Annotated in this window: 16 protein-coding genes; 13 read left to right on the top strand and 3 right to left on the bottom strand. The window is 59.5% G+C overall.

What is annotated here, in order from left to right; all coding sequences use genetic code 11:
* The first annotated feature begins 11 nt into the window (after positions 1-11).
* The 6 genes from QE435_RS07820 (at position 12) to mobB (ending at position 5,666) form a co-directional block, all read left to right on the top strand.
* Entirely contained in the window at positions 12-1,001 is a 990-nt protein-coding gene (locus tag QE435_RS07820; protein WP_349040852.1) for a carbon-nitrogen hydrolase family protein, read from the top strand.
* Positions 1,002-1,195: 194 nt separating this feature from the next.
* Positions 1,196-2,245 (top strand): GTP 3',8-cyclase MoaA, encoded by a 1,050-nt coding sequence (gene moaA / locus QE435_RS07815; RefSeq protein WP_349040851.1) that lies wholly within the window; start codon positions 1,196-1,198, stop codon positions 2,243-2,245.
* Between the two features lie 148 nt (positions 2,246-2,393).
* Positions 2,394-3,296, top strand: coding sequence for a DMT family transporter (locus QE435_RS07810; RefSeq protein WP_349040850.1), 903 nt, complete (start codon positions 2,394-2,396; stop codon positions 3,294-3,296).
* Entirely contained in the window at positions 3,293-4,519 is a 1,227-nt protein-coding gene (locus QE435_RS07805; protein ID WP_349040849.1) for a multidrug effflux MFS transporter, read from the top strand. The genes QE435_RS07810 and QE435_RS07805 overlap by 4 nt, the downstream gene beginning before the upstream one ends.
* The gene (gene mobA, locus QE435_RS07800; RefSeq protein WP_349041155.1) at positions 4,519-5,148 is read left to right on the top strand and encodes a molybdenum cofactor guanylyltransferase MobA; all 630 of its coding nucleotides are present in this window, start codon (positions 4,519-4,521) and stop codon (positions 5,146-5,148) included. Before QE435_RS07805 ends, mobA begins: the two co-directional genes overlap by 1 nt.
* Positions 5,145-5,666 (top strand): molybdopterin-guanine dinucleotide biosynthesis protein B, encoded by a 522-nt coding sequence (gene mobB, locus QE435_RS07795; protein ID WP_309770273.1) that lies wholly within the window; start codon positions 5,145-5,147, stop codon positions 5,664-5,666. The genes mobA and mobB overlap by 4 nt, the downstream gene beginning before the upstream one ends.
* 51 nt (positions 5,667-5,717) lie before the next feature.
* Here mobB and QE435_RS07790 read toward each other — a convergent pair whose 3' ends face one another.
* Positions 5,718-7,271: a peptidoglycan DD-metalloendopeptidase family protein gene (locus tag QE435_RS07790; RefSeq protein WP_349041154.1), complete on the bottom strand. Its 1,554-nt coding sequence runs from the start codon at positions 7,269-7,271 to the stop codon at positions 5,718-5,720.
* Positions 7,272-7,619: 348 nt separating this feature from the next.
* On the opposite strand from QE435_RS07790, the gene QE435_RS07785 reads away from it, so the two are divergent.
* The 7 genes from QE435_RS07785 to QE435_RS07755 all read left to right on the top strand — a co-directional run bounded on the left by QE435_RS07785 (position 7,620) and on the right by QE435_RS07755 (position 16,607).
* The gene (locus QE435_RS07785; protein WP_309770271.1) at positions 7,620-8,555 is read left to right on the top strand and encodes a LysR family transcriptional regulator; all 936 of its coding nucleotides are present in this window, start codon (positions 7,620-7,622) and stop codon (positions 8,553-8,555) included.
* Positions 8,556-8,688: 133 nt separating this feature from the next.
* Entirely contained in the window at positions 8,689-9,168 is a 480-nt protein-coding gene (locus QE435_RS07780; protein ID WP_349040848.1) for a formate dehydrogenase subunit gamma, read from the top strand.
* Positions 9,165-10,721, top strand: coding sequence for an NADH-quinone oxidoreductase subunit NuoF (locus QE435_RS07775; RefSeq protein ID WP_349040847.1), 1,557 nt, complete (start codon positions 9,165-9,167; stop codon positions 10,719-10,721). The genes QE435_RS07780 and QE435_RS07775 overlap by 4 nt, the downstream gene beginning before the upstream one ends.
* A 4-nt stretch (positions 10,722-10,725) precedes the next feature.
* Entirely contained in the window at positions 10,726-13,608 is a 2,883-nt protein-coding gene (fdhF, locus tag QE435_RS07770; RefSeq protein ID WP_349040846.1) for a formate dehydrogenase subunit alpha, read from the top strand.
* A 9-nt stretch (positions 13,609-13,617) separates the two neighbouring features.
* Entirely contained in the window at positions 13,618-14,442 is an 825-nt protein-coding gene (gene fdhD, locus QE435_RS07765) for a formate dehydrogenase accessory sulfurtransferase FdhD (protein WP_349040845.1), read from the top strand.
* On the top strand, positions 14,432-14,767 hold the full coding sequence (locus tag QE435_RS07760; protein WP_306928028.1) for a formate dehydrogenase subunit delta: 336 nt from the start codon (positions 14,432-14,434) through the stop codon (positions 14,765-14,767). Before fdhD ends, QE435_RS07760 begins: the two co-directional genes overlap by 11 nt.
* A gap of 187 nt (positions 14,768-14,954) precedes the next feature.
* Positions 14,955-16,607 (top strand): OFA family MFS transporter, encoded by a 1,653-nt coding sequence (locus QE435_RS07755; RefSeq protein WP_349040844.1) that lies wholly within the window; start codon positions 14,955-14,957, stop codon positions 16,605-16,607.
* A gap of 76 nt (positions 16,608-16,683) precedes the next feature.
* Here the strand turns inward: QE435_RS07755 and QE435_RS07750 are convergent, their stop codons facing one another.
* The gene (locus QE435_RS07750) at positions 16,684-17,337 is read right to left on the bottom strand and encodes a protein-L-isoaspartate(D-aspartate) O-methyltransferase (protein ID WP_306928033.1); all 654 of its coding nucleotides are present in this window, start codon (positions 17,335-17,337) and stop codon (positions 16,684-16,686) included.
* Positions 17,334-18,110 (bottom strand): 5'/3'-nucleotidase SurE, encoded by a 777-nt coding sequence (surE, locus tag QE435_RS07745; RefSeq protein WP_306928034.1) that lies wholly within the window; start codon positions 18,108-18,110, stop codon positions 17,334-17,336. The genes QE435_RS07750 and surE overlap by 4 nt, the downstream gene beginning before the upstream one ends.
* Positions 18,111-18,217: the final 107 nt, after the last annotated feature.

Below are 18,217 nucleotides of genomic sequence, written 5' to 3'. Positions count from 1 at the left end.
GAGGCTATATCATGACCCAGAACGGAAATTTCAAACGCCGCGTGCGTGCTCGTGCAGCCAAAACCGGTGAATCCTACACTGCTGCCCTTCACCACATCCGCCAGCAGTCAGACAGTCCCGCATTCCGGTCGCTGCGGATGGCTGTTGCGCAAACGTCTCTTTTCGACGATCCCCGCGATGTATCGGCATTCCGCGCCAGTGGAGCGGAGATGCGCCGCCTCATGCATGATGCCCATCAAGCAGGATGCCGCCTGCTCCATTTTCCGGAGGGAACAACCTGCTGGCCCGGCAAGCGCATCATGTCCGAAACGGGACCGCGCTCTATCGGCCCTTCCGATTGGACACGCTTTCAATGGGGTGTATTGCGCGAGGAGTTGGAAGAAACCAGGAGACTGGCCGGCGCGCTCAAGATATGGACAGTGTTCGGGTCCGTTCATCCGCTAACTTCGCCGCATCGACCGCACAACAGTCTGTATGTCGTTTCAGATCGTGGAGAGTTGGTGACGCGCTATGATGAGCGCCTTCTCTCGAACACCAAAATCTCTTTTATGTATTCGCCCGGCAAAAAGCCCGTTACGTTCGAGGTGGATGGCGTACGCATCGGGTGCGCCTTGGGCATGGAGGTCCATTACCCGGAAATCTTCGTCGAATATGAGACCCTTGGGGTCGATTGCGTCTTGTTCTCCACTGCGGGAGGAACACCGTCCGGAGCTCCTGCCTTTGCGGCGGAGGCGCTCGGGCACGCTGCGAGCAACAGCTACTGGATCAGCTTCTCCACCCTTGCACCCCAAAGCCCTGGCGCACCGTCTGGTATTGCCTCGCCGGACGGGCAATGGGCCGCTCAATGCCGCATGGATGGTCAACCCGCCATTGCGCTTGCCGAAATCCAGACGAACCCCGAAGGTCTTGCGCGGTCATGGCGGAGAAAAGTCCGCAGTGGTCTTTACGCGCCTCATCACATTGAAGACGATTTAAGAAGCGATGATCGAAGCTTGTTTTGATTAATCAGGAATTCGGCGCTGGTCTAGTGGCCGGATGGTCAGATAGGCGCTCTGCCCACTAACCGTCCCGCAGTTTGAACTTTTTCAGATTAACGCGGTGGGATGCGGTGGATTACGACGCGAGAAGTGTCACTCCAAGCGCAATTATGGAGTTTCGACTTGACGTTGGCCCATCGCATCCCCAGACTCTGAGCATGAACAGCGTCACCGGTTTTCCCGTAACGGCAAGTCCGCTCTCTGAGGTTAGGGCTCCCATGATCGATCCCTTCGGTCGGGCAGTCACCTATCTGCGCGTTTCGGTCACGGATCGCTGCGATTTTCGCTGCACCTATTGCATGTCGGAGCACATGACCTTCCTGCCGAAGAAGGATTTGCTGACGCTCGAAGAACTGGACCGGCTCTGTTCCGCCTTCATCGCCAAGGGCGTGCGCAAGCTGCGCCTGACAGGCGGTGAACCCCTGGTGCGCAAGAACATCATGCATCTCGTCCGCAACCTCGGTCGCCATATTGAAGCGGGCACGCTGGATGAGTTGACGCTGACCACCAATGGCTCGCAGCTTGCCGCTCACGCCGCCGAACTTTATGATTGTGGTGTGCGCCGGATCAATGTGTCGCTCGATACGCTGGATGCAGAAAAATTTCGTCAGATCACGCGCTGGGGCGACTTCTCCAAGGTGATGGCGGGCATCGACGCAGCGCTTGCGGCGGGCATCAAGATCAAGCTCAACGCTGTGGCGCTGAAAGACTTCAACGAGCACGAAATTCCCGAGCTCATGCGTTTTGCCCACGCGCGGGGAATGGATCTCACGGTTATCGAAACCATGCCGATGGGCGAGATCGAGGAGGACCGCACAGATCGTTACTTGCCACTGTCGGACCTTCGGGCCTCGCTGGAAGAGCGTTTCACGCTCACCGATATCCCCTTCAAGACCGGCGGACCCGCACGCTACGTGGAGGTGAAGGAAACCGGCGGACGGCTGGGCTTTATCACGCCGATGACGCATAATTTCTGCGAGAGCTGCAATCGCGTTCGCATTACCTGTACCGGCACGCTCTATATGTGTCTTGGCCAGGACGATGCGGCGGATCTCAGGATGCCCCTTCGCGCCTCGGAGAGCGACGCGCTTCTGTCTCAGGCCATCGACGACGCAATCCTGCGCAAGCCCAAGGGTCACGATTTCATTATCGATCGGGATCGCAAGCGGCCCGCCGTCGCGCGCCATATGAGCGTCACCGGCGGCTGATTCTTCCGCCAGCTTATTATTTGATACCCTTACATTAAATGGATTGAATTCGACCGCTCACCATGTCACGACTTTGGGACAGGAGGAGTGAACGGAGTCGCTTCGCTGCGGAAGACCCGCACAGCGATGTCGTTCTTGGGATGGCATCATGGCATTGACGGACAATACGCGCGGAGCGCTGCTCATGGCTCTGGCGATGGCAAGCTTTACGGTCAACGACGCCTTCACCAAATCCGTCACGCCCTACATCAATACCGGACAAATCCTTTTCATTCGCGGCGTTATGACCTGCATGCTGGTTTATGTGATCGCGCGCCATATGGGTGCACTGCGTCCGCTCAAAACCATGCTGCGTCCCATCATTCTGATGCGCTGTCTCTGCGAGATTTCGGCCTCTATCCTTTATCTCAAGGCGCTCAGCCTGATGGAGTTTGCCAATGTCGCGGCCATCATGCAGTCCCTCCCCCTCGCAGTGACCCTCGGGGCAGCACTTTTCTTGAAGGAGCCTGTGGGCTGGCGGCGTTGGACCGCCATTTTCGTCGGCTTCCTTGGCGTTGTTGTTATTCTCAGGCCCGGGCCGGAAGGTTTTACTTCCGGCGCGCTACTGGTGTTGGGTGCGATGTTCGTTACCGCCGGACGCGACCTCTTGACCCGGCGCATGTATACGGATGTTCCCTCCATGGCCGTCACCATGACCACCACCATCGTCAACACCTTGTTTGGTGCCGCGCTGATCATTCCCTTCGGCGGATGGCAACCGATGAGCGGTTATGTCTGGTCGCATCTCGTGGCAGCTGCCATCCTGGTCGTCATTGGTTATCAGGCGGTCATCACGGCAATGCGCAGCGGTGATATCTCCTTCGTCGCACCCTTCCGCTACACAAGCATGATCTGGGCCTTCTCCATCGGCTTTTTCTTCTTCGGCGATCATCTGGATGTCTGGACGCTGTCGGGCACGGCCATCATCGTCGCCTCCGGTCTCTACACATTCTACCGCGAAAGCAGGCGTCACCGCGCGCCGATCGCCAAGCAAGCGATAGGTATCGAATGAACAAGGCGCGCTTTCTCGATCGCTCGACCCCACCGCATGTGATGACGCTGGTCCTCGTCGCCGGTGTCGCAGCACTCAGCATGAATGTCTTCCTGCCGTCGCTTGCGGCCATGTCGCTCTACTTCGGCACCGATTATGCGGTCATGCAGTTTGCCGTCTCCGGCTATCTTGCCGCAACCGCCGTCCTCCAACTCGTGATCGGACCGCTTTCCGATCTCTTCGGGCGCAGACCCGTGATGCTCGTCAGTATCCTGCTGATGATTGTTGCCACGTTGATCTGCACATTTGCGCCAAACATCACTGTCTTCATGATAGGCCGCGTTCTGCAGGCGGCGATCGCATCGGGCTTCGTGCTGGCGAGAGCCATTGTCCGCGACATGGTGCCTGCCGAACACGCAGCCTCAATGATCGGCTATGTCACCATGGGCATGTCGGTTGTTCCGATGGTCGGGCCCACGGTCGGCGGCTTTCTCAATGATCTCGCCGGCTGGCAAGCAAGCTTTGCATTTGTCGGCCTTTCAGCGGTTGCGGTTCTGCTACTCGTCTTTTTCGACATGGGCGAAACCAACCGCCAGAAGTCGGCCAGTTTCGCAGCCCAGTTCAAAGCTTGGCCACAGCTTCTCCGCTCCACCCGTTTCTGGGGCTATGCGCTGACCTGCACGCTCTCATCAGGCCTGTTCTTTTCCTTCCTCGGCGGCGCCCCTTTCGTTGGCAGCGTGCTTTACGGGCTCACGCCAGCGGTGCTGGGCATGCAATTCTTCTTCATGGCGACAGGATACATGCTGGGCAACTTCGTCTCCGGCCGCTACGCCAGCCGCATCGGCATCCCGGTGATGATGTTGGCGGGCAATGTGATCGCGCTTGCCGGTATCGTCATCGCCTACTTGCTTCTTCACCTTGATCTCAACAGTCACTATGAGTTTTTCATTCCGCTGGCCCTCATCGGCGTCGGTAATGGCGTGACGCTGCCCAGCGCCAATGCGGGCATGGTCAGCGTCCAGCCGCATCTGGCAGGCTCTGCCTCCGGACTTGGCGGCGCACTGACGATTGGCGGCGGAGCGATGCTTTCCGTGATCGCCTCCTCCCTGCTATCGGAAGAAGCTGGCACGACGCATCTTCTTCTCGTCATGCTGGTGAATGGCGCGCTTGCCATTGCGACAAGTGCTTATGCGGGCAGGCAGGAACGCCGCCACGCGCAACATGTGCTAAGGGGTGAGGTATGATGAATAAGTCGCGCTCCCTCCCCGGCCTGATCCTGGCCGGTGGTCTTTCCCGACGCATGGGCACCAACAAGGCCCTGTGCCCCTTTGGCGAGCGACGACTTCTGCACCATGTCATCGACAAGATTGCGGTGCAGGTTTCAGCGCTGGCGCTCAACACCACGGGCGAATGGGGTAAAGCCTTTGACCTGCCTCTGGTGCCCGATACCAAGATTGGTCACGCAGGACCCCTCGCCGGCGTCCTCGCAGGTTTGCAGCACTTTCAGAAAAACCCGTCAGGCGCGAGCCACATGCTAACGGTGCCCTCCGACAGTCCCTTTTTTCCAGACGACCTCGCCTTGAGGCTATTGGATCATCTGCCGGACGAGAACACCATCGTCATCGCCGCATCCAAGGGACAGGTTCATCCTGTCTTTGCTCTCTGGCCGCTCGCTCTTGCGAATGATCTCGAGCAGTGGCTCGCGGATGACGACAACCGTCGCATCCGCAGTTTCTTGGCACGCCACCCCACCATTGGCGTTTCCTTTCCACCGGTGGAAAGCAGCACAAGCTCCATCGATCCGTTTTTCAACATCAACACCCCGGAAGAGTTGGCGCAGGCGCAAAACTTCCTGAAGAGTCTCACTCAATGACGCGTCAAAAAGTATTCGGCATCTCCGGCTGGAAAAATTCGGGAAAGACTGGACTTGCAGTCCGCATCGTCACGGAGCTCACCGCGCGCGGCTACCGGGTTTCCACAATAAAGCACGCGCATCATGATTTCGATATCGACAAAGTGGGTGCCGATAGCTGGCGGCATAGGCAGGCCGGTGCGCATGAAGTAACGATCGTATCCGGTACACGCTTTGCCATCATGCATGAGCTGCGTGGCGCAGCCGAGCCCTCATTCGAGGAGATTCTCGCCCGGATAGCACCTTGCGATCTGGTTCTGATCGAAGGCTATAAGTACGAGCCCGTGCCGAAAATAGAGGCCCGCCGGAAAGAGGCGGCGAAAACAGAACCGCTGGCGCCGGGCGATCCGCATATCATCGCAATCGCGGCCGATCACCTGATCCCGGATAGCACCCTCCCCGTCTTCGACCTCGATGACACTGCCCGCATCGCCGACTTCATCGAGGCAACGGTGGGACTCGAGCGTCCGTCAAAATGAAAAAGCCGGGCCTCACGACCCGGCTTTTCCTTTACCCTGATACGCAAAACACTATTCAAGGAAAGAGGATGGGTTAACCGGCGTTGCGTCCTTACGGACTTCGAAGTGAACCTGAGGACGCTTGGCGCTGCCGGTCATGCCCGAGGTTGCAATCGTCTGGCCGCGCTGAACCTTCTGGCCGCGCTGAACCTCGAGATTTGCAGCATTGCCGTAAACCGTGACCTTACCGTCGTCGTGACGGACCAGGACCGTGTTACCGAGTTGCTTCAAGCCGTTGCCAGCATAGATGACCACGCCGTTTTCGGCAGCCTTGATCGGCGTGCCTTCCGGAACGGAGATGTTGATGCCGTCGTTGCGGTTGCCATCGACATTCTCGCCGAAGCCGGAAATGACGGCGCCACGGACCGGCCAGCGATATTTGCCGATGCCGGTCGACTCCGGTGCAATCGAAGCGACGTCGGACTTCTTCTCGACATCGCTGACACTTGCTTCGGCAGCTGGTGCTTTCGGTACCTCTGTCTTGGCAACCGGCGTCTCGACAGCCTTTGAAGCCGCAGGGGCCGTGGTTTCATGCGGCTTGACCGATGCGGTCTTGATGCCGTCTGTTCCCGCAACGGGGATGGTAAGGGTCTGACCGATGCGGATATTGCCGTCCGCAATGTTGTTGGCGGCCTTGAGATCGGCAACGGACACACCGTGTGCGCGCGCAATCTTGGCGATGCTGTCGCCCGGCTTGACCTTATAGCCACCGGTTGGCGGCAGCGGCTTGCCGCCTGGAGGCGTCAGCTTGCCATTCTCAGCCGAAACCTTGTCGCGAGCAGCACCCTGTGCGGGCAGCACCGCGACATTCTGTTCCTGACCACGGGTTGGAGCCGGGGCGTTGTTCTTGCTGAGATCGATATTGTCGGATGCCGCACGGGCAGCGTTGCGTGTCTGACCAAAGCGCGGGATGATGATCGATTGACCGGGACGCGCAGCGGATGCGCTCTTCAGGCCGTTTGCCTGGAGGAGTGCCTTTTCCGGCACGCCGTAGCGTCTGGAGAGCGTGGCGATGGTCTCGCCGGAATTCAGCGTCACCGAAGACGCGCCTTCGGTGTGCCAGCCATTATTGTCGCTCTTGACCGAACCGGTCGACATCGTATCGGCGCTGTTGTTCGCAGGCAAACGTGCCGACGCCATGGAGGGCGCGCGGTTTGCTGTCGCGGCTGGCAACGGCTGCGCCATGGCCTCGCTTCTCGTCGCAGGATCGCGAGTTGCGACCGGCGATGGAGCGGAAAGCTCGGCGCGCTGAACTGGCGCAGCAGACGATGCAGCACGGGCCGCCGACGGCTGGACCGAACCATAGCCGCCATTCGAAGCCGGATAAGGCTGGTTCATGGCCGCGTTCTGGTTGCCATAACCGCCCTGCGGCGCAGCAGCGTAGCCGCCACCATTCATATCAGCCTGGGGAACGGGTGCCTGGCCATAGGCACCGGCACCGTTGCGCTGAGGAATGGACGCGGTCGTCATCTGGTCCGTATTGTTACTGGAAAAGAGTCCGGAGAAGCGTGTCGCGTCCGAGCTGCAACCCGTTGCGACGCTTGCCAGCAATGCCGCTGCGAACATCTTTGCGATTGATTTTCCGATTTTAGGCGAATGACTCATACGCATGACTCGATCTACACTGACGCAAACGCCGCATCGGAACCGATCCGGCTGAACAAACACTTGCAAGGCCCCTCTTCCGAAACGGAAAAACCATGCGTCGATGAGATGATTAAAGCGCGTTAGTGTTACCACGCCGTTAAAACGTTAAGCTCTTCGCATATTTTTTGACAATTCGATAACCATGCCGACCTCAGCGATGTCCGGCATAGGGTGCTAATCCGTCGCCAATGCACGGCCCTGCTTGATGTTCACCAGTTGACCGCACCCCTACATCCGCGTCAAACCTTGATGGAGGGAGGAACGACGATGATCGACAAGCTGGAATTTTTCATTGCTCTTTCCCGCGCCGAACATTTCGGTCGGGCAGCCGAAGAATGCGGCATTTCGCAGCCGACATTGTCAGCGGCGATCCGCCAGCTTGAGGATCAGTTGGGCGTCGTATTGGTCGTGCGTGGGTCGCGCTATCAAGGACTGACACCGGAAGGACAGCGTGTTCTCGAATGGGCAAGGCGGATCGTCGGCGATGCCCGCACCATGCGCGAAGAGATGCGAGCGGCCCGAAAGGGGCTTGCTGGACATATAAGGATCGCCGTTATCCCAACCGCACTGGCCATGGTGCCGAGGCTGACGGAGCCGTTTCAGACACGTCATCCGGACGTCACCTTTTCGGTCACCTCCCGTACCTCACTACAGGTGTTAAGCCAGCTGGAAAATCTCGAGATCGACGCCGGAATCACCTATCTCGACAATGAACCGCTAGGCCGCGTCACAACCGTTCCTCTTTATTCGGAGCGCTATCATCTGATAACTGCGGCCGGAACCCCGCTTGCGGATCGCCAATTCGTGACGTGGAAGGAGGTTTCCGGCCTTCGGCTTTGTCTATTGACTCCAGACATGCAGAACCGCCGCATCATCAATTCGCATATGGCTGAAGCGGGCGTCCAGGCCAAGCCGACGCTTGAATCGAATTCGATGATCGTCTTGTTTTCCCACATAAGAACGGGGCAATGGGCTTCCATCATGCCACGTAACGTAGCGGAATCATTCGGTTTTCCTGAACAGATCCGGATGATTCCGATCTCGGAGCCGGATGCCGAACACCTGGTGGGCTTGGTCGCAACCCACCGGGAGCCACACACGCCACTCGTTTCAGCGCTTCTTCATGAAGCCAGATCCCGCGCTGCTGCATCGGCTTTCGATAGAAATTTTCTATCGCACAACGGGACGTCTTTATTGACCTGAAGGATGCATTCTCGCCATCCTTCCCGAAAGCCAGATGTAACATGTGTCACTGCCCAGCATTGAGCTGCTTGGTATCGCATGTGCGGCAGAGACAATCCTCTGTTCGTCTGGCGTCGGTTTGGGAGGACTGACCATGAACATTCGAGCGGTTGCCAGCACCGAGGCGAGCCGGATTTCCGAAATCATCGATCACTGTCGCCACTTGGAAGGGCCGATGTTGCCCATCCTGCATCAGGTGCAGGAGGAGTTCGGCTATATTCCCGAAAGCGCCAAGCAGTTGATCGCCTCCGCGCTCAACCTCTCGCGGGCGGAAGTGCATGGTGTCATCACCTTCTACCACGATTTTCGCGATCATCCTGCTGGGCGCCACACCTTGAAGCTCTGTCGCGCCGAAGCCTGTCAGTCGATGGGTGGCGACAAGCTCGCCGAACGCGCGAAAGCAAGGCTCGGCCTCGATTGGCACGAGACCGCACCGGACGGCTCGGTCACGCTGGAGCCCGTCTTCTGTCTTGGCCTCTGTGCCTCTGCCCCGGCGGCTATGCTGGATGGCGAGCTTTATGGCCGCGTGGATGAGCACTGTCTGAACGACATCGTGGCGGAGGTCAGCAAATGACCATCACCGTCTTCGTTCCCCGTGATGCGGCAGCACTTGCCGTGGGTGCCGACAAGGTGGCAGCGGCCATTGAGCGCGAAGCCGCCTCCCGCGGACATGATGTCCACATTATCCGGAACGGCTCTCGCGGCATGCTCTGGCTGGAAGTGCTGGTTGAGGTGCGCACCGACGCGGGGCGTGTCGCCTACGGCCCGGTCAAGGCGTCGGATGTCCCGTCGCTTTTCGATGCGGACTTTCTGAATGGCGGCCGGCATCCGCTCGGTCACGGCCTGACGCAGGATATCCCTTTCCTCAAGGGCCAGACACGCCTCACCTTTTCCCGCTGTGGCGTCACCGATCCGCTGTCGCTCGATGACTACCGCCAGTATCTGGGCCTGACCGGCTTGGAAAAGGCAATCAAGATGGCACCTGCGGATATCGTCCGGCAGGTAACGGACAGCGGCCTTCGCGGCCGCGGCGGTGCGGGCTTCCCGACGGGCATGAAATGGAAGACAGTTGCCGACACTTCTGCCGAACAGAAATACATCGTCTGCAACGCAGATGAGGGCGATAGCGGCACCTTCGCTGACCGCATGATCATGGAAGGCGATCCCTTCGTCCTGATCGAGGGCATGGCGATCGCCGCAATCGCGGTCGGTGCGACCAAGGGCTACATCTACACCCGTTCTGAATATCCGCACGCGATCGCCATTATGGATCAGGCGATCAGAATTGCTCGTGCAGCTGGCATCCTCGGTCCTTCAGTGATGGGCTCGCCTCATGCCTTCGACATGGAAGTGCGCGTGGGCGCTGGTGCCTATGTCTGCGGCGAGGAGACCTCTCTACTCAACAGCCTGGAAGGCAAGCGCGGTATCGTTCGCGCCAAGCCGCCTCTTCCAGCCCTTCAGGGACTTTTCGGAAAACCGACCGTTGTCAACAACGTCATGTCGCTGGCCTCCATTCCGGTGATTATGGATCGCGGCGCGCAGTTCTATCGTGATTATGGCGTCGGTCGGTCCAATGGCACGATCCCGATTCAGCTCGCCGGCAACCTGAAACATGGCGGTCTTTACGAAACCGCATTCGGCATGACGCTTGGGCAACTGGTCAACGAGATCGGCGGAGGAACCATCTCCGGCCGTCCGGTCAAGGCAGTGCAAGTGGGCGGCCCACTCGGCGCTTATTTCCCGCCATCGCTCTTCGACACTGTCTTCGACTATGAGGCCTTCACTGTCGCTGGTGGCCTGATCGGTCACGCGGGCATTGTCGTTTTCGACGACACCGTCGACATGCTGAACCAAGCGCGGTTTGCGATGGAATTCTGCGCGGTCGAAAGCTGTGGCAAGTGCACCCCCTGCCGCATCGGTTCGACACGCGGCGTCGAAACCGCCGACAAGATTGCCCGCGGCATCGAGCCCGAGAAGAACCGCCAACTCCTGGCGGATCTCTGCAACACTATGAAGTTCGGCTCGCTCTGCGCGCTGGGCGGCTTCACCCCCTATCCGGTGATGAGTGCGATGACGCACTTCCCGGAGGATTTCGCACCCACCCCACTTGTTGAAGCGGCGGAGTGATACCATGACCCTTGTTCACGAAATCGATTACGGCACCCCGGCCTCCAGATCCACGGACCTGGTAACCCTGACCATTGATGGTCGCGAAATCACCGTCCCTGCGGGCACCTCCATCATGCGCGCCTCCATGGAAGCGGGTATTCAGGTTCCGAAGCTTTGCGCCACCGATATGGTCGACGCATTCGGCTCCTGCCGCCTCTGTCTGGTGGAGGTGGAGGGCCGAAACGGCACCCCCGCCTCCTGCACAACGCCGGTTGCTCCAGGCCTCGTCGTCCACACACAGACGGAGCGATTGAAGCAGATTCGCAAGGGGGTGATGGAACTCTACATCTCGGACCACCCTCTCGACTGCCTGACCTGCGCGGCCAATGGCGATTGCGAGTTGCAGGACATGGCGGGCGCAGTCGGGCTCCGCGATGTACGCTACGGCTATGAGGGCGACAACCATGTGAAAGCGCGTTCCACCGACGGCAGTATCAACGCGCAGTGGATGCCGAAGGACGAGTCGAACCCCTACTTCACCTATGATCCGTCAAAGTGCATCGTCTGCTCACGCTGCGTCCGCGCCTGCGAGGACGTCCAAGGTACATTCGCCCTGACCATCGAAGGGCGCGGCTTTGACAGCCGCGTGTCCCCCGGTGCGCATGAAGCTTTCCTCGATTCCGAATGCGTCTCCTGTGGCGCCTGCGTTCAGGCCTGCCCTACGGCGACACTGACGGAAAAGTCGGTGATCGCCATCGGTCAGCCCGAACACTCCGTCGTGACCACCTGCGCCTACTGCGGCGTCGGCTGCTCCTTCAAGGCTGAGATGCGCGGCGAAGAACTGGTTCGCATGGTCCCTTGGAAGGATGGCCAGGCCAATCGCGGCCATTCCTGCGTCAAGGGTCGCTTCGCCTATGGCTACGCCAGCCATAAGGACCGCATTCTCAATCCGATGATCCGCGAGAAGATCACCGATCCCTGGCGGGAGGTGACATGGGAAGAGGCTTACTCCCATGTGGCGTCCGAGTTTCGTCGTATCCAGGCACAGTATGGCCGTGAGTCAATCGGCGGCATCACCTCCTCGCGCTGCACGAATGAGGAAACCTACCTCGTTCAGAAGCTGATCCGCGCTGGCTTCGGCAACAACAATGTCGATACCTGCGCCCGCGTCTGCCATTCACCGACAGGCTATGGCCTCGGCCAGGCCTTCGGCACGTCCGCCGGTACGCAGAATTTCGACAGCGTCGAGCATTCCGATGTCGTGCTTGTCATTGGCGCCAACCCCACGGACGGCCACCCGGTCTTCGGTTCACGCCTCAAGAAGCGGCTGCGCCAGGGCGCCAAGCTCATCGTCATCGATCCGCGCCGTATCGACCTTGTGCGTACGCCGCATGTGGAGGCCGCCTTCCATCTGCCGCTGAAGCCCGGCACGAATGTCGCGGTGCTGACCGCACTTGCACATGTCATCGTCACCGAAGGGCTTTTCAACGAAGCCTTCATTCGCGAACGTTGCGACTGGTCCGAATTCGAGGATTGGGCGGCCTTTGTTTCCGAGGAACAGCACAGCCCGGAAGAGACGGAAAAGTTCACCGGCGTTCCGGCAGCGGAACTCCGCGGTGCTGCGCGTCTCTATGCCCGCGGCGGCAATGGCGCGATCTATTACGGTCTTGGCGTCACCGAACACAGCCAGGGCTCGACGACCGTCATGGCAATCGCCAACCTCGCCATGGCGACCGGCAACATCGGTCGTCCGGGCGTTGGCGTGAACCCATTGCGGGGGCAGAACAATGTACAGGGCTCCTGCGACATGGGCTCGTTCCCGCACGAACTGCCGGGCTATCGTCACATCTCCGATGACGCCACACGCGAGACCTTCGAGAAGCTCTGGGGTGTGACACTCAACAACGAGCCGGGCCTGCGTATTCCCAACATGCTGGATGCTGCTGTCGAAGGCTCGTTCAAGGGCATCTACATTCAGGGCGAAGACATTCTGCAATCCGACCCGGATACCAAGCATGTGTCTGCCGGCCTCGCTGCAATGGAATGCGTTGTGGTGCACGATCTCTTCCTTAATGAGACGGCGAACTACGCGCATGTCTTCCTACCGGGTTCGACCTTCCTGGAAAAAGACGGCACTTTCACCAATGCCGAACGCCGCATCAACCGCGTGCGCAGGGTGATGAGCCCGAAAAATGGCTATGCCGATTGGGAGGTGACCCAGAAACTTGCTCAGGCGATGGGGCTCGATTGGAACTACACCCATCCATCGCAGATCATGGATGAGATCGCAGCAACGACGCCAAGCTTCGCCAGCGTGTCCTACGACTATCTGGAGAAGAACGGCTCGGTTCAGTGGCCTTGCAACGAGAAATTCCCGCAAGGTTCGCCGATCATGCATGTCGACGGTTTCGTGCGTGGCAAGGGCAAATTCATCCGCACCGAATATGTGGCAACCGACGAGCGCACTGGTCCTCGCTTCCCATTGCTGCTGACGACGGGTCGTATCCTTTCGCAGTACAATGTCGGCGCGCAGACGCGACGGACGGAAAACGTCGTCTGGCATGAAGAAGATCGGCTGGAGATCCATCCGCACGACGCCGAACAGCGTGGCATCAAGGAGGGTGACTGGATCAAGCTTGCGAGCCGCTCGGGCGACACGACGCTTAGGGCGCTGATCACCGACCGGGTTTCGCCGGGCGTGGTCTATACGACGTTCCACCATCCGGACACGCAGGCCAATGTCATCACCACGGACTTCTCGGACTGGGCGACCAATTGCCCGGAATACAAAGTCACGGCCGTTCAGGTCTCGCCGTCCAACGGTCCAACGGAATGGCAGGAGGATTACGAAGAATTTTCCCGACAGTCGCGGCGAATCGTGGCGAAACTCGACGCGGCGGAATAGGATCGGAGGATGCAGCAGAAACCGAGCCGAACGATCGACGAATGGCGCTTCCGACAGGGGCGCATGGAGACAGGTCACCGCATCGTTCCGGAGGAAGTGCCGGTCGCCTTTTCCTATGGCGGCTCCACCCATGCCGTGATGATGGCAACGCCGACAGACCTCATCGACTTTGCCTATGGTTTTTCGCTGGCGGAGGAAATCGTGACGTCGGCGGAGGATATCCTCGAGGTCGATCTGGTCGAAGCCGGTCGCGGGATCGACGTGCAGATTACGCTGAAGGATACGACAGCCGACGCGCTGGTGGCCCGCCGGCGGCGCATGGCAGGACCGGTCGGCTGTGGTCTCTGCGGTATCGAGTCGATTGAGCAAGCAACTCGAAGCGTGGCGAAGGTAAAAGATCCTTCCGCCCGCCTGATGCCGAGGCAGATCAGCGAAGCCATTCGCCTGCTTGGCGATGGGCAAAGCCTCAATCGCGAAACACGAGCGGTACACGGCGCGGGTTTCTACCGGCCAGAGAACGGCATCGTCGCGGTGCGAGAAGATGTCGGGCGGCACAATGCCTTGGACAAGCTTGCCGGCGCGATCCTTCGCTCCGCGCGACCGGCAGCCGATGGGGTCGTGGTCCTCACCAGCCGCCTCTCCGTTGAAATGGTGCAGAAAACGGCGCTTCTGGGATGCCCCGTTCTCGTTGCGATTTCGGCACCGACGGCGCTTGCCATCGAGACGGCGGAAGAAGCAGGCATCAGCCTGATCGGAATTGCGCGCGGTGATGAATTCGAAGTTTTTACCAGACCGGACCGTCTGGCCTCCGGGGAGAACAGTCATGTCGCTTAGTCATACTGATGAAAAGCTTGTCCGCATGGCGAACCAGATTGCCACATTCTTTACCTCCCAGCCACAGGACGTGCAGGTGGATGGTGTGGCGACCCACATCAACAAGTTCTGGGAACCGCGCATGCGGCGGCGCTTTTTTGAGATGATCGACAATGATGCAGACGGCTTCCTGCCGCTCGTCATTGCCGCCTCGGCTAAGATCAAACGGCCTGACGACCCCACGACGCAGGCAGTCGGCCTTGGATCGGATGCCGCAAGAGGTGCTCCGGGAGGTAAAGGTCCGATCGCCGGGGAGTCTCTGTCGGAACCCAGTGTTCCTTCTTGAGCGGCGTGATCTTCCGCTCATGGCGTGCCTCGTTCGGCACACCCCAACGTGACGAGATCGAAACATCTTTTCGGAAGACAGGTCAACGATCGGCCGAGCCTTCCATTCTTCTCCTCGATGCCCGCTCATCGCGTATGAGTGGATGTACTCGAAGTTATCATGACATTCCAAGAGGGAGGTATTGTCCATGGCAGTTGCAGGCGTAAGCGGAGGAGGCATGGCGGGGGCCGGTCTTCTTGATCGAGAGCGAATTATCGCCAAGCCCGGTTTCAATCGCTGGCTGGTTCCACCAGCGGCACTAGCAATCCATCTGTGCATCGGCATGGCCTACGGCTTCAGCGTGTTCTGGCTGCCGTTGTCCAAAGCCCTTCCGGCAACCGATCCAAGCTGCTCGAGCCTGACGCTCGTCGGCGCTCTCTTCACTACCGCCTGCAATTGGCGCGTCGCTGACCTTGGATGGATCTATACGCTCTTCTTCGTTCTCCTCGGCTGCTCGGCAGCGATCTGGGGCGGCTGGCTGGAGCGGGTCGGCCCGCGCAAGGCCGGCTTCGTTTCCGCCTGCTGCTGGTGCGGCGGCATTCTGGTCGCAGCCCTTGGCGTTATGACCCATCAGCTGTGGCTGATGTGGCTTGGTGCAGGCGTGATTGGCGGCGTGGGTCTTGGCCTCGGTTACATCTCTCCCGTCTCGACCCTGATCAAGTGGTTTCCCGACCGGCGCGGCATGGCGACCGGCATGGCGATCATGGGTTTCGGCGGTGGCGCCATGATTGGTGCACCGCTTGCCAACCTGCTGATAGGCTATTTCAAGACCGATACCACGGTCGGCGTCTGGCAGACCTTCGTCGTCATGGCGCTGATCTATTTCGTCTTCATGATGGCAGGTGCCTTCGGTTATCGTATTCCCCCGGCTGGCTGGCGCCCTGAAGGCTGGACGCCACCTGCGGCCAAAAGTGCGATGATCACCACGCGCCATGTGCATTTGCGTGACGCGCACAAGACCAAGCAGTTCTGGTTGATCTGGGCGGTTCTCTGCCTCAACGTTTCCGCCGGCATCGGTGTCATCGGCATGGCCTCGCCGATGCTGCAGGAAATCTTCGCTGGCTCTTTGATTGGTCAGCCAGGCGTTGCCTTTGCCGGTCTCGATGCCGCGCAAAAGGCGCAGATCGCCGCTATCGCGGCAGGCTTCACCGGGCTTCTGTCGCTCTTCAACATTGGCGGCCGCTTCTTCTGGGCCTCCATGTCCGACAAGATCGGCAGAAAGAACACATACTTCTGCTTCTTCATTCTCGGCATCATTCTTTATGCGCTTGCGCCAACGCTCGCTTTGATGGGCTCCAAGGCTCTCTTCGTCCTTGCCTTCGGCATCATCCTGTCCATGTATGGCGGCGGTTTTGCCACTATTCCGGCCTATCTTGCCGACATCTTCGGCACGCAGTTCGTCGGCGCCATCCACGGTCGTCTGCTGACGGCCTGGGCAACGGCTGGCATCGTTGGTCCGGTCGTGGTCAACTATATCCGTGAGGCGCAGATCGCCGCCGGTGTAGCGCCGGGTCCGGCCCTCTACACGAGCACGATGTATATTCTTGCCGGTATGCTGGCGCTTGGCCTCATCGCCAACGCCTTCGTCAAACCACTCTCCGACAAGTGGTTCATGTCGGATGAGGAGGTCGCCTCGCTCCAAGCCAAGACCGCCACCGCCAATGCTGGCCCGACAGGTTCTTTCGGCATCGGCAAGGGCGGTTTCGATGGCAAGGCCGCTCTCGCCTGGGCTGCTGTCGGTCTTCCGCTTCTGTGGGGCGTGTGGGTGACGCTGAAGAGCAGCTTCGCGCTTTTCGGGTAAGTTGCTAAAGCACGTTCAGGATCATCAAGAGCCGGTGCAAGTCGGCTCTTTTTTGTTCGCGAAGCCCAACGCCGATCTAAAGATAGGTCGCGATGTGGGATTCGATCGGCAGATAGGGCGTCTCGAAAAGCTCTTCGCGCTCGAAGCGGCTGCCGGTCTTGGAGAAACGCGTCATCACGCAGCGACCGTCTTCCAAGATGATCGGTGCAATCATCATGCCGCCGGAGACGATCTGCTCGGTGAAGAAGCGTGGCATGGCAGAAAAGGCTGCGGTTGAGACGATACGGTCGAAGGTGCCCTCGCCGACGAGACCGTTGGAGCCATCGGCCTGACGGATCACCACATTGCGGATACTGAGATCATCCATTCGGTTCTGCGCCGCTTGAACAAGCGTCTTGTAGCGCTCGACCGAGAGCACGCGCTCAGCTCTCCTCCCAAGCACAGCTGTCATGAAGCCGCTGCCGGTGCCGATTTCAAGCACACGCTGGCCGGGCTTGACCTGAAGGCGGGCGATAATCTTGACTGCCATGTCGGCGCCCTCCATGAAGGCCCCGCAGTCGATAGGGATGGTTCGGCTGGAATAAGCGTCCGCCGCAAGCGGTGCCGGTACGAAGAGAGAGCGCGGTGTTTGCTCGACCGCAGTCAGAAGATCGAGATCGGAAATGCCTTCAGCCCGCAGCCTCAAGACGAGAGCGGCAAAGCCTTCTTTCTCCACCATGGGGGATTTCAATCGTTCACTCCGAATCCAAGTGCCTTGGCGATCCGATCCTTGACCGAGTAGTCGGTGAGGTCAAGCTTGAGCGGCGTCACCGAAATCTTGTTGTGCTTGACCGCATGGATGTCAGTCCCATCCATGAAAGTACCGAGACGCTCGCCGAAGCGCAGCCAGTAGTAAGGAAGACCGCGGCCATCCTGACGCTGCTCGACTGTCAGCCCGAAGTCGAGCTTGCCCTGCCCCGTAACGGACACGCCCTGCACGTCTTTCGGTGCGCAATTGGGAAAGTTGAGATTGAGAAATGTGCCATCCGGCAGGTCGATCTCGCTCAACTTGCGAATAAGATCCGGCGCATAGGTTTCGGCCACCTCCCAGGGAACGACCCGCTCGGCATGGCCCGTATAGGCGAAGGCTTGACTGAGCGCGAACGAACGCACGCCCTGCAGCGTGCCTTCGATAGCGCCAGCAATCGTACCGGAATAGGTCACGTCGTCAGCCATGTTGGCACCGGAATTGACACCGGAGAGCACAAGATCCGGCTTTCCGGGCAGGACCTCTCGAATGCCCATGATGACGCAATCGGTCGGCGTGCCGCGCAACGCGTAGTGCTTGTCGGAAATTTTGCGCAGACGAAGAGGCTCGGAAAGAGTCAGCGAGTGTGCAAGACCGCTCTGGTCCGTCTCCGGCGCGACGATCCAGACATCGTCGGAGAGCGTGCGGGCGATGCGTTCAAGCGCAGCCAGCCCTTCGGCATGAATGCCATCATCATTTGTCAGCAAAATCCGCATGATCGTCTCCCTATCGCTCCATTCTACAGCGCATAGCGCCCGTCTCTGCTCAACCGGATGCCTGGCTGGACAAATGCTCTCCTCCCGGGCAGAGCCGACTTGCTCCC

The organism is Agrobacterium sp. SORGH_AS 787 (genome assembly GCF_030819035.1).
Lineage (GTDB): Bacteria > Pseudomonadota > Alphaproteobacteria > Rhizobiales > Rhizobiaceae > Agrobacterium > Agrobacterium larrymoorei_B.
The sequence above is the reverse complement of the archived record's forward strand: the minus strand, read 5'-3'. Positions and strand labels throughout refer to the sequence as shown.

What these genes read in the sequence shown, in the direction of transcription:
- surE (WP_306928034.1), bottom strand. Translation starts at nt 18,110, where the DNA reads ATGCGGATTTTGCTGACAAATGATGATGGCATTCATGCCGAAGGGCTG.
- QE435_RS07775 (WP_349040847.1), top strand. Translation starts at nt 9,165, where the DNA reads ATGACCATCACCGTCTTCGTTCCCCGTGATGCGGCAGCACTTGCCGTG.
- mobB (WP_309770273.1), top strand. Translation starts at nt 5,145, where the DNA reads ATGACGCGTCAAAAAGTATTCGGCATCTCCGGCTGGAAAAATTCGGGA.
- QE435_RS07785 (WP_309770271.1), top strand. Translation starts at nt 7,620, where the DNA reads ATGATCGACAAGCTGGAATTTTTCATTGCTCTTTCCCGCGCCGAACAT.
- fdhF (WP_349040846.1), top strand. Translation starts at nt 10,726, where the DNA reads ATGACCCTTGTTCACGAAATCGATTACGGCACCCCGGCCTCCAGATCC.
- QE435_RS07755 (WP_349040844.1), top strand. Translation starts at nt 14,955, where the DNA reads ATGGCAGTTGCAGGCGTAAGCGGAGGAGGCATGGCGGGGGCCGGTCTT.
- mobA (WP_349041155.1), top strand. Translation starts at nt 4,519, where the DNA reads ATGAATAAGTCGCGCTCCCTCCCCGGCCTGATCCTGGCCGGTGGTCTT.
- QE435_RS07820 (WP_349040852.1), top strand. Translation starts at nt 12, where the DNA reads ATGACCCAGAACGGAAATTTCAAACGCCGCGTGCGTGCTCGTGCAGCC.
- QE435_RS07790 (WP_349041154.1), bottom strand. Translation starts at nt 7,271, where the DNA reads ATGTTCGCAGCGGCATTGCTGGCAAGCGTCGCAACGGGTTGCAGCTCG.
- QE435_RS07780 (WP_349040848.1), top strand. Translation starts at nt 8,689, where the DNA reads ATGAACATTCGAGCGGTTGCCAGCACCGAGGCGAGCCGGATTTCCGAA.
- QE435_RS07810 (WP_349040850.1), top strand. Translation starts at nt 2,394, where the DNA reads ATGGCATTGACGGACAATACGCGCGGAGCGCTGCTCATGGCTCTGGCG.
- fdhD (WP_349040845.1), top strand. Translation starts at nt 13,618, where the DNA reads ATGCAGCAGAAACCGAGCCGAACGATCGACGAATGGCGCTTCCGACAG.
- QE435_RS07805 (WP_349040849.1), top strand. Translation starts at nt 3,293, where the DNA reads ATGAACAAGGCGCGCTTTCTCGATCGCTCGACCCCACCGCATGTGATG.
- QE435_RS07760 (WP_306928028.1), top strand. Translation starts at nt 14,432, where the DNA reads ATGTCGCTTAGTCATACTGATGAAAAGCTTGTCCGCATGGCGAACCAG.
- moaA (WP_349040851.1), top strand. Translation starts at nt 1,196, where the DNA reads ATGAACAGCGTCACCGGTTTTCCCGTAACGGCAAGTCCGCTCTCTGAG.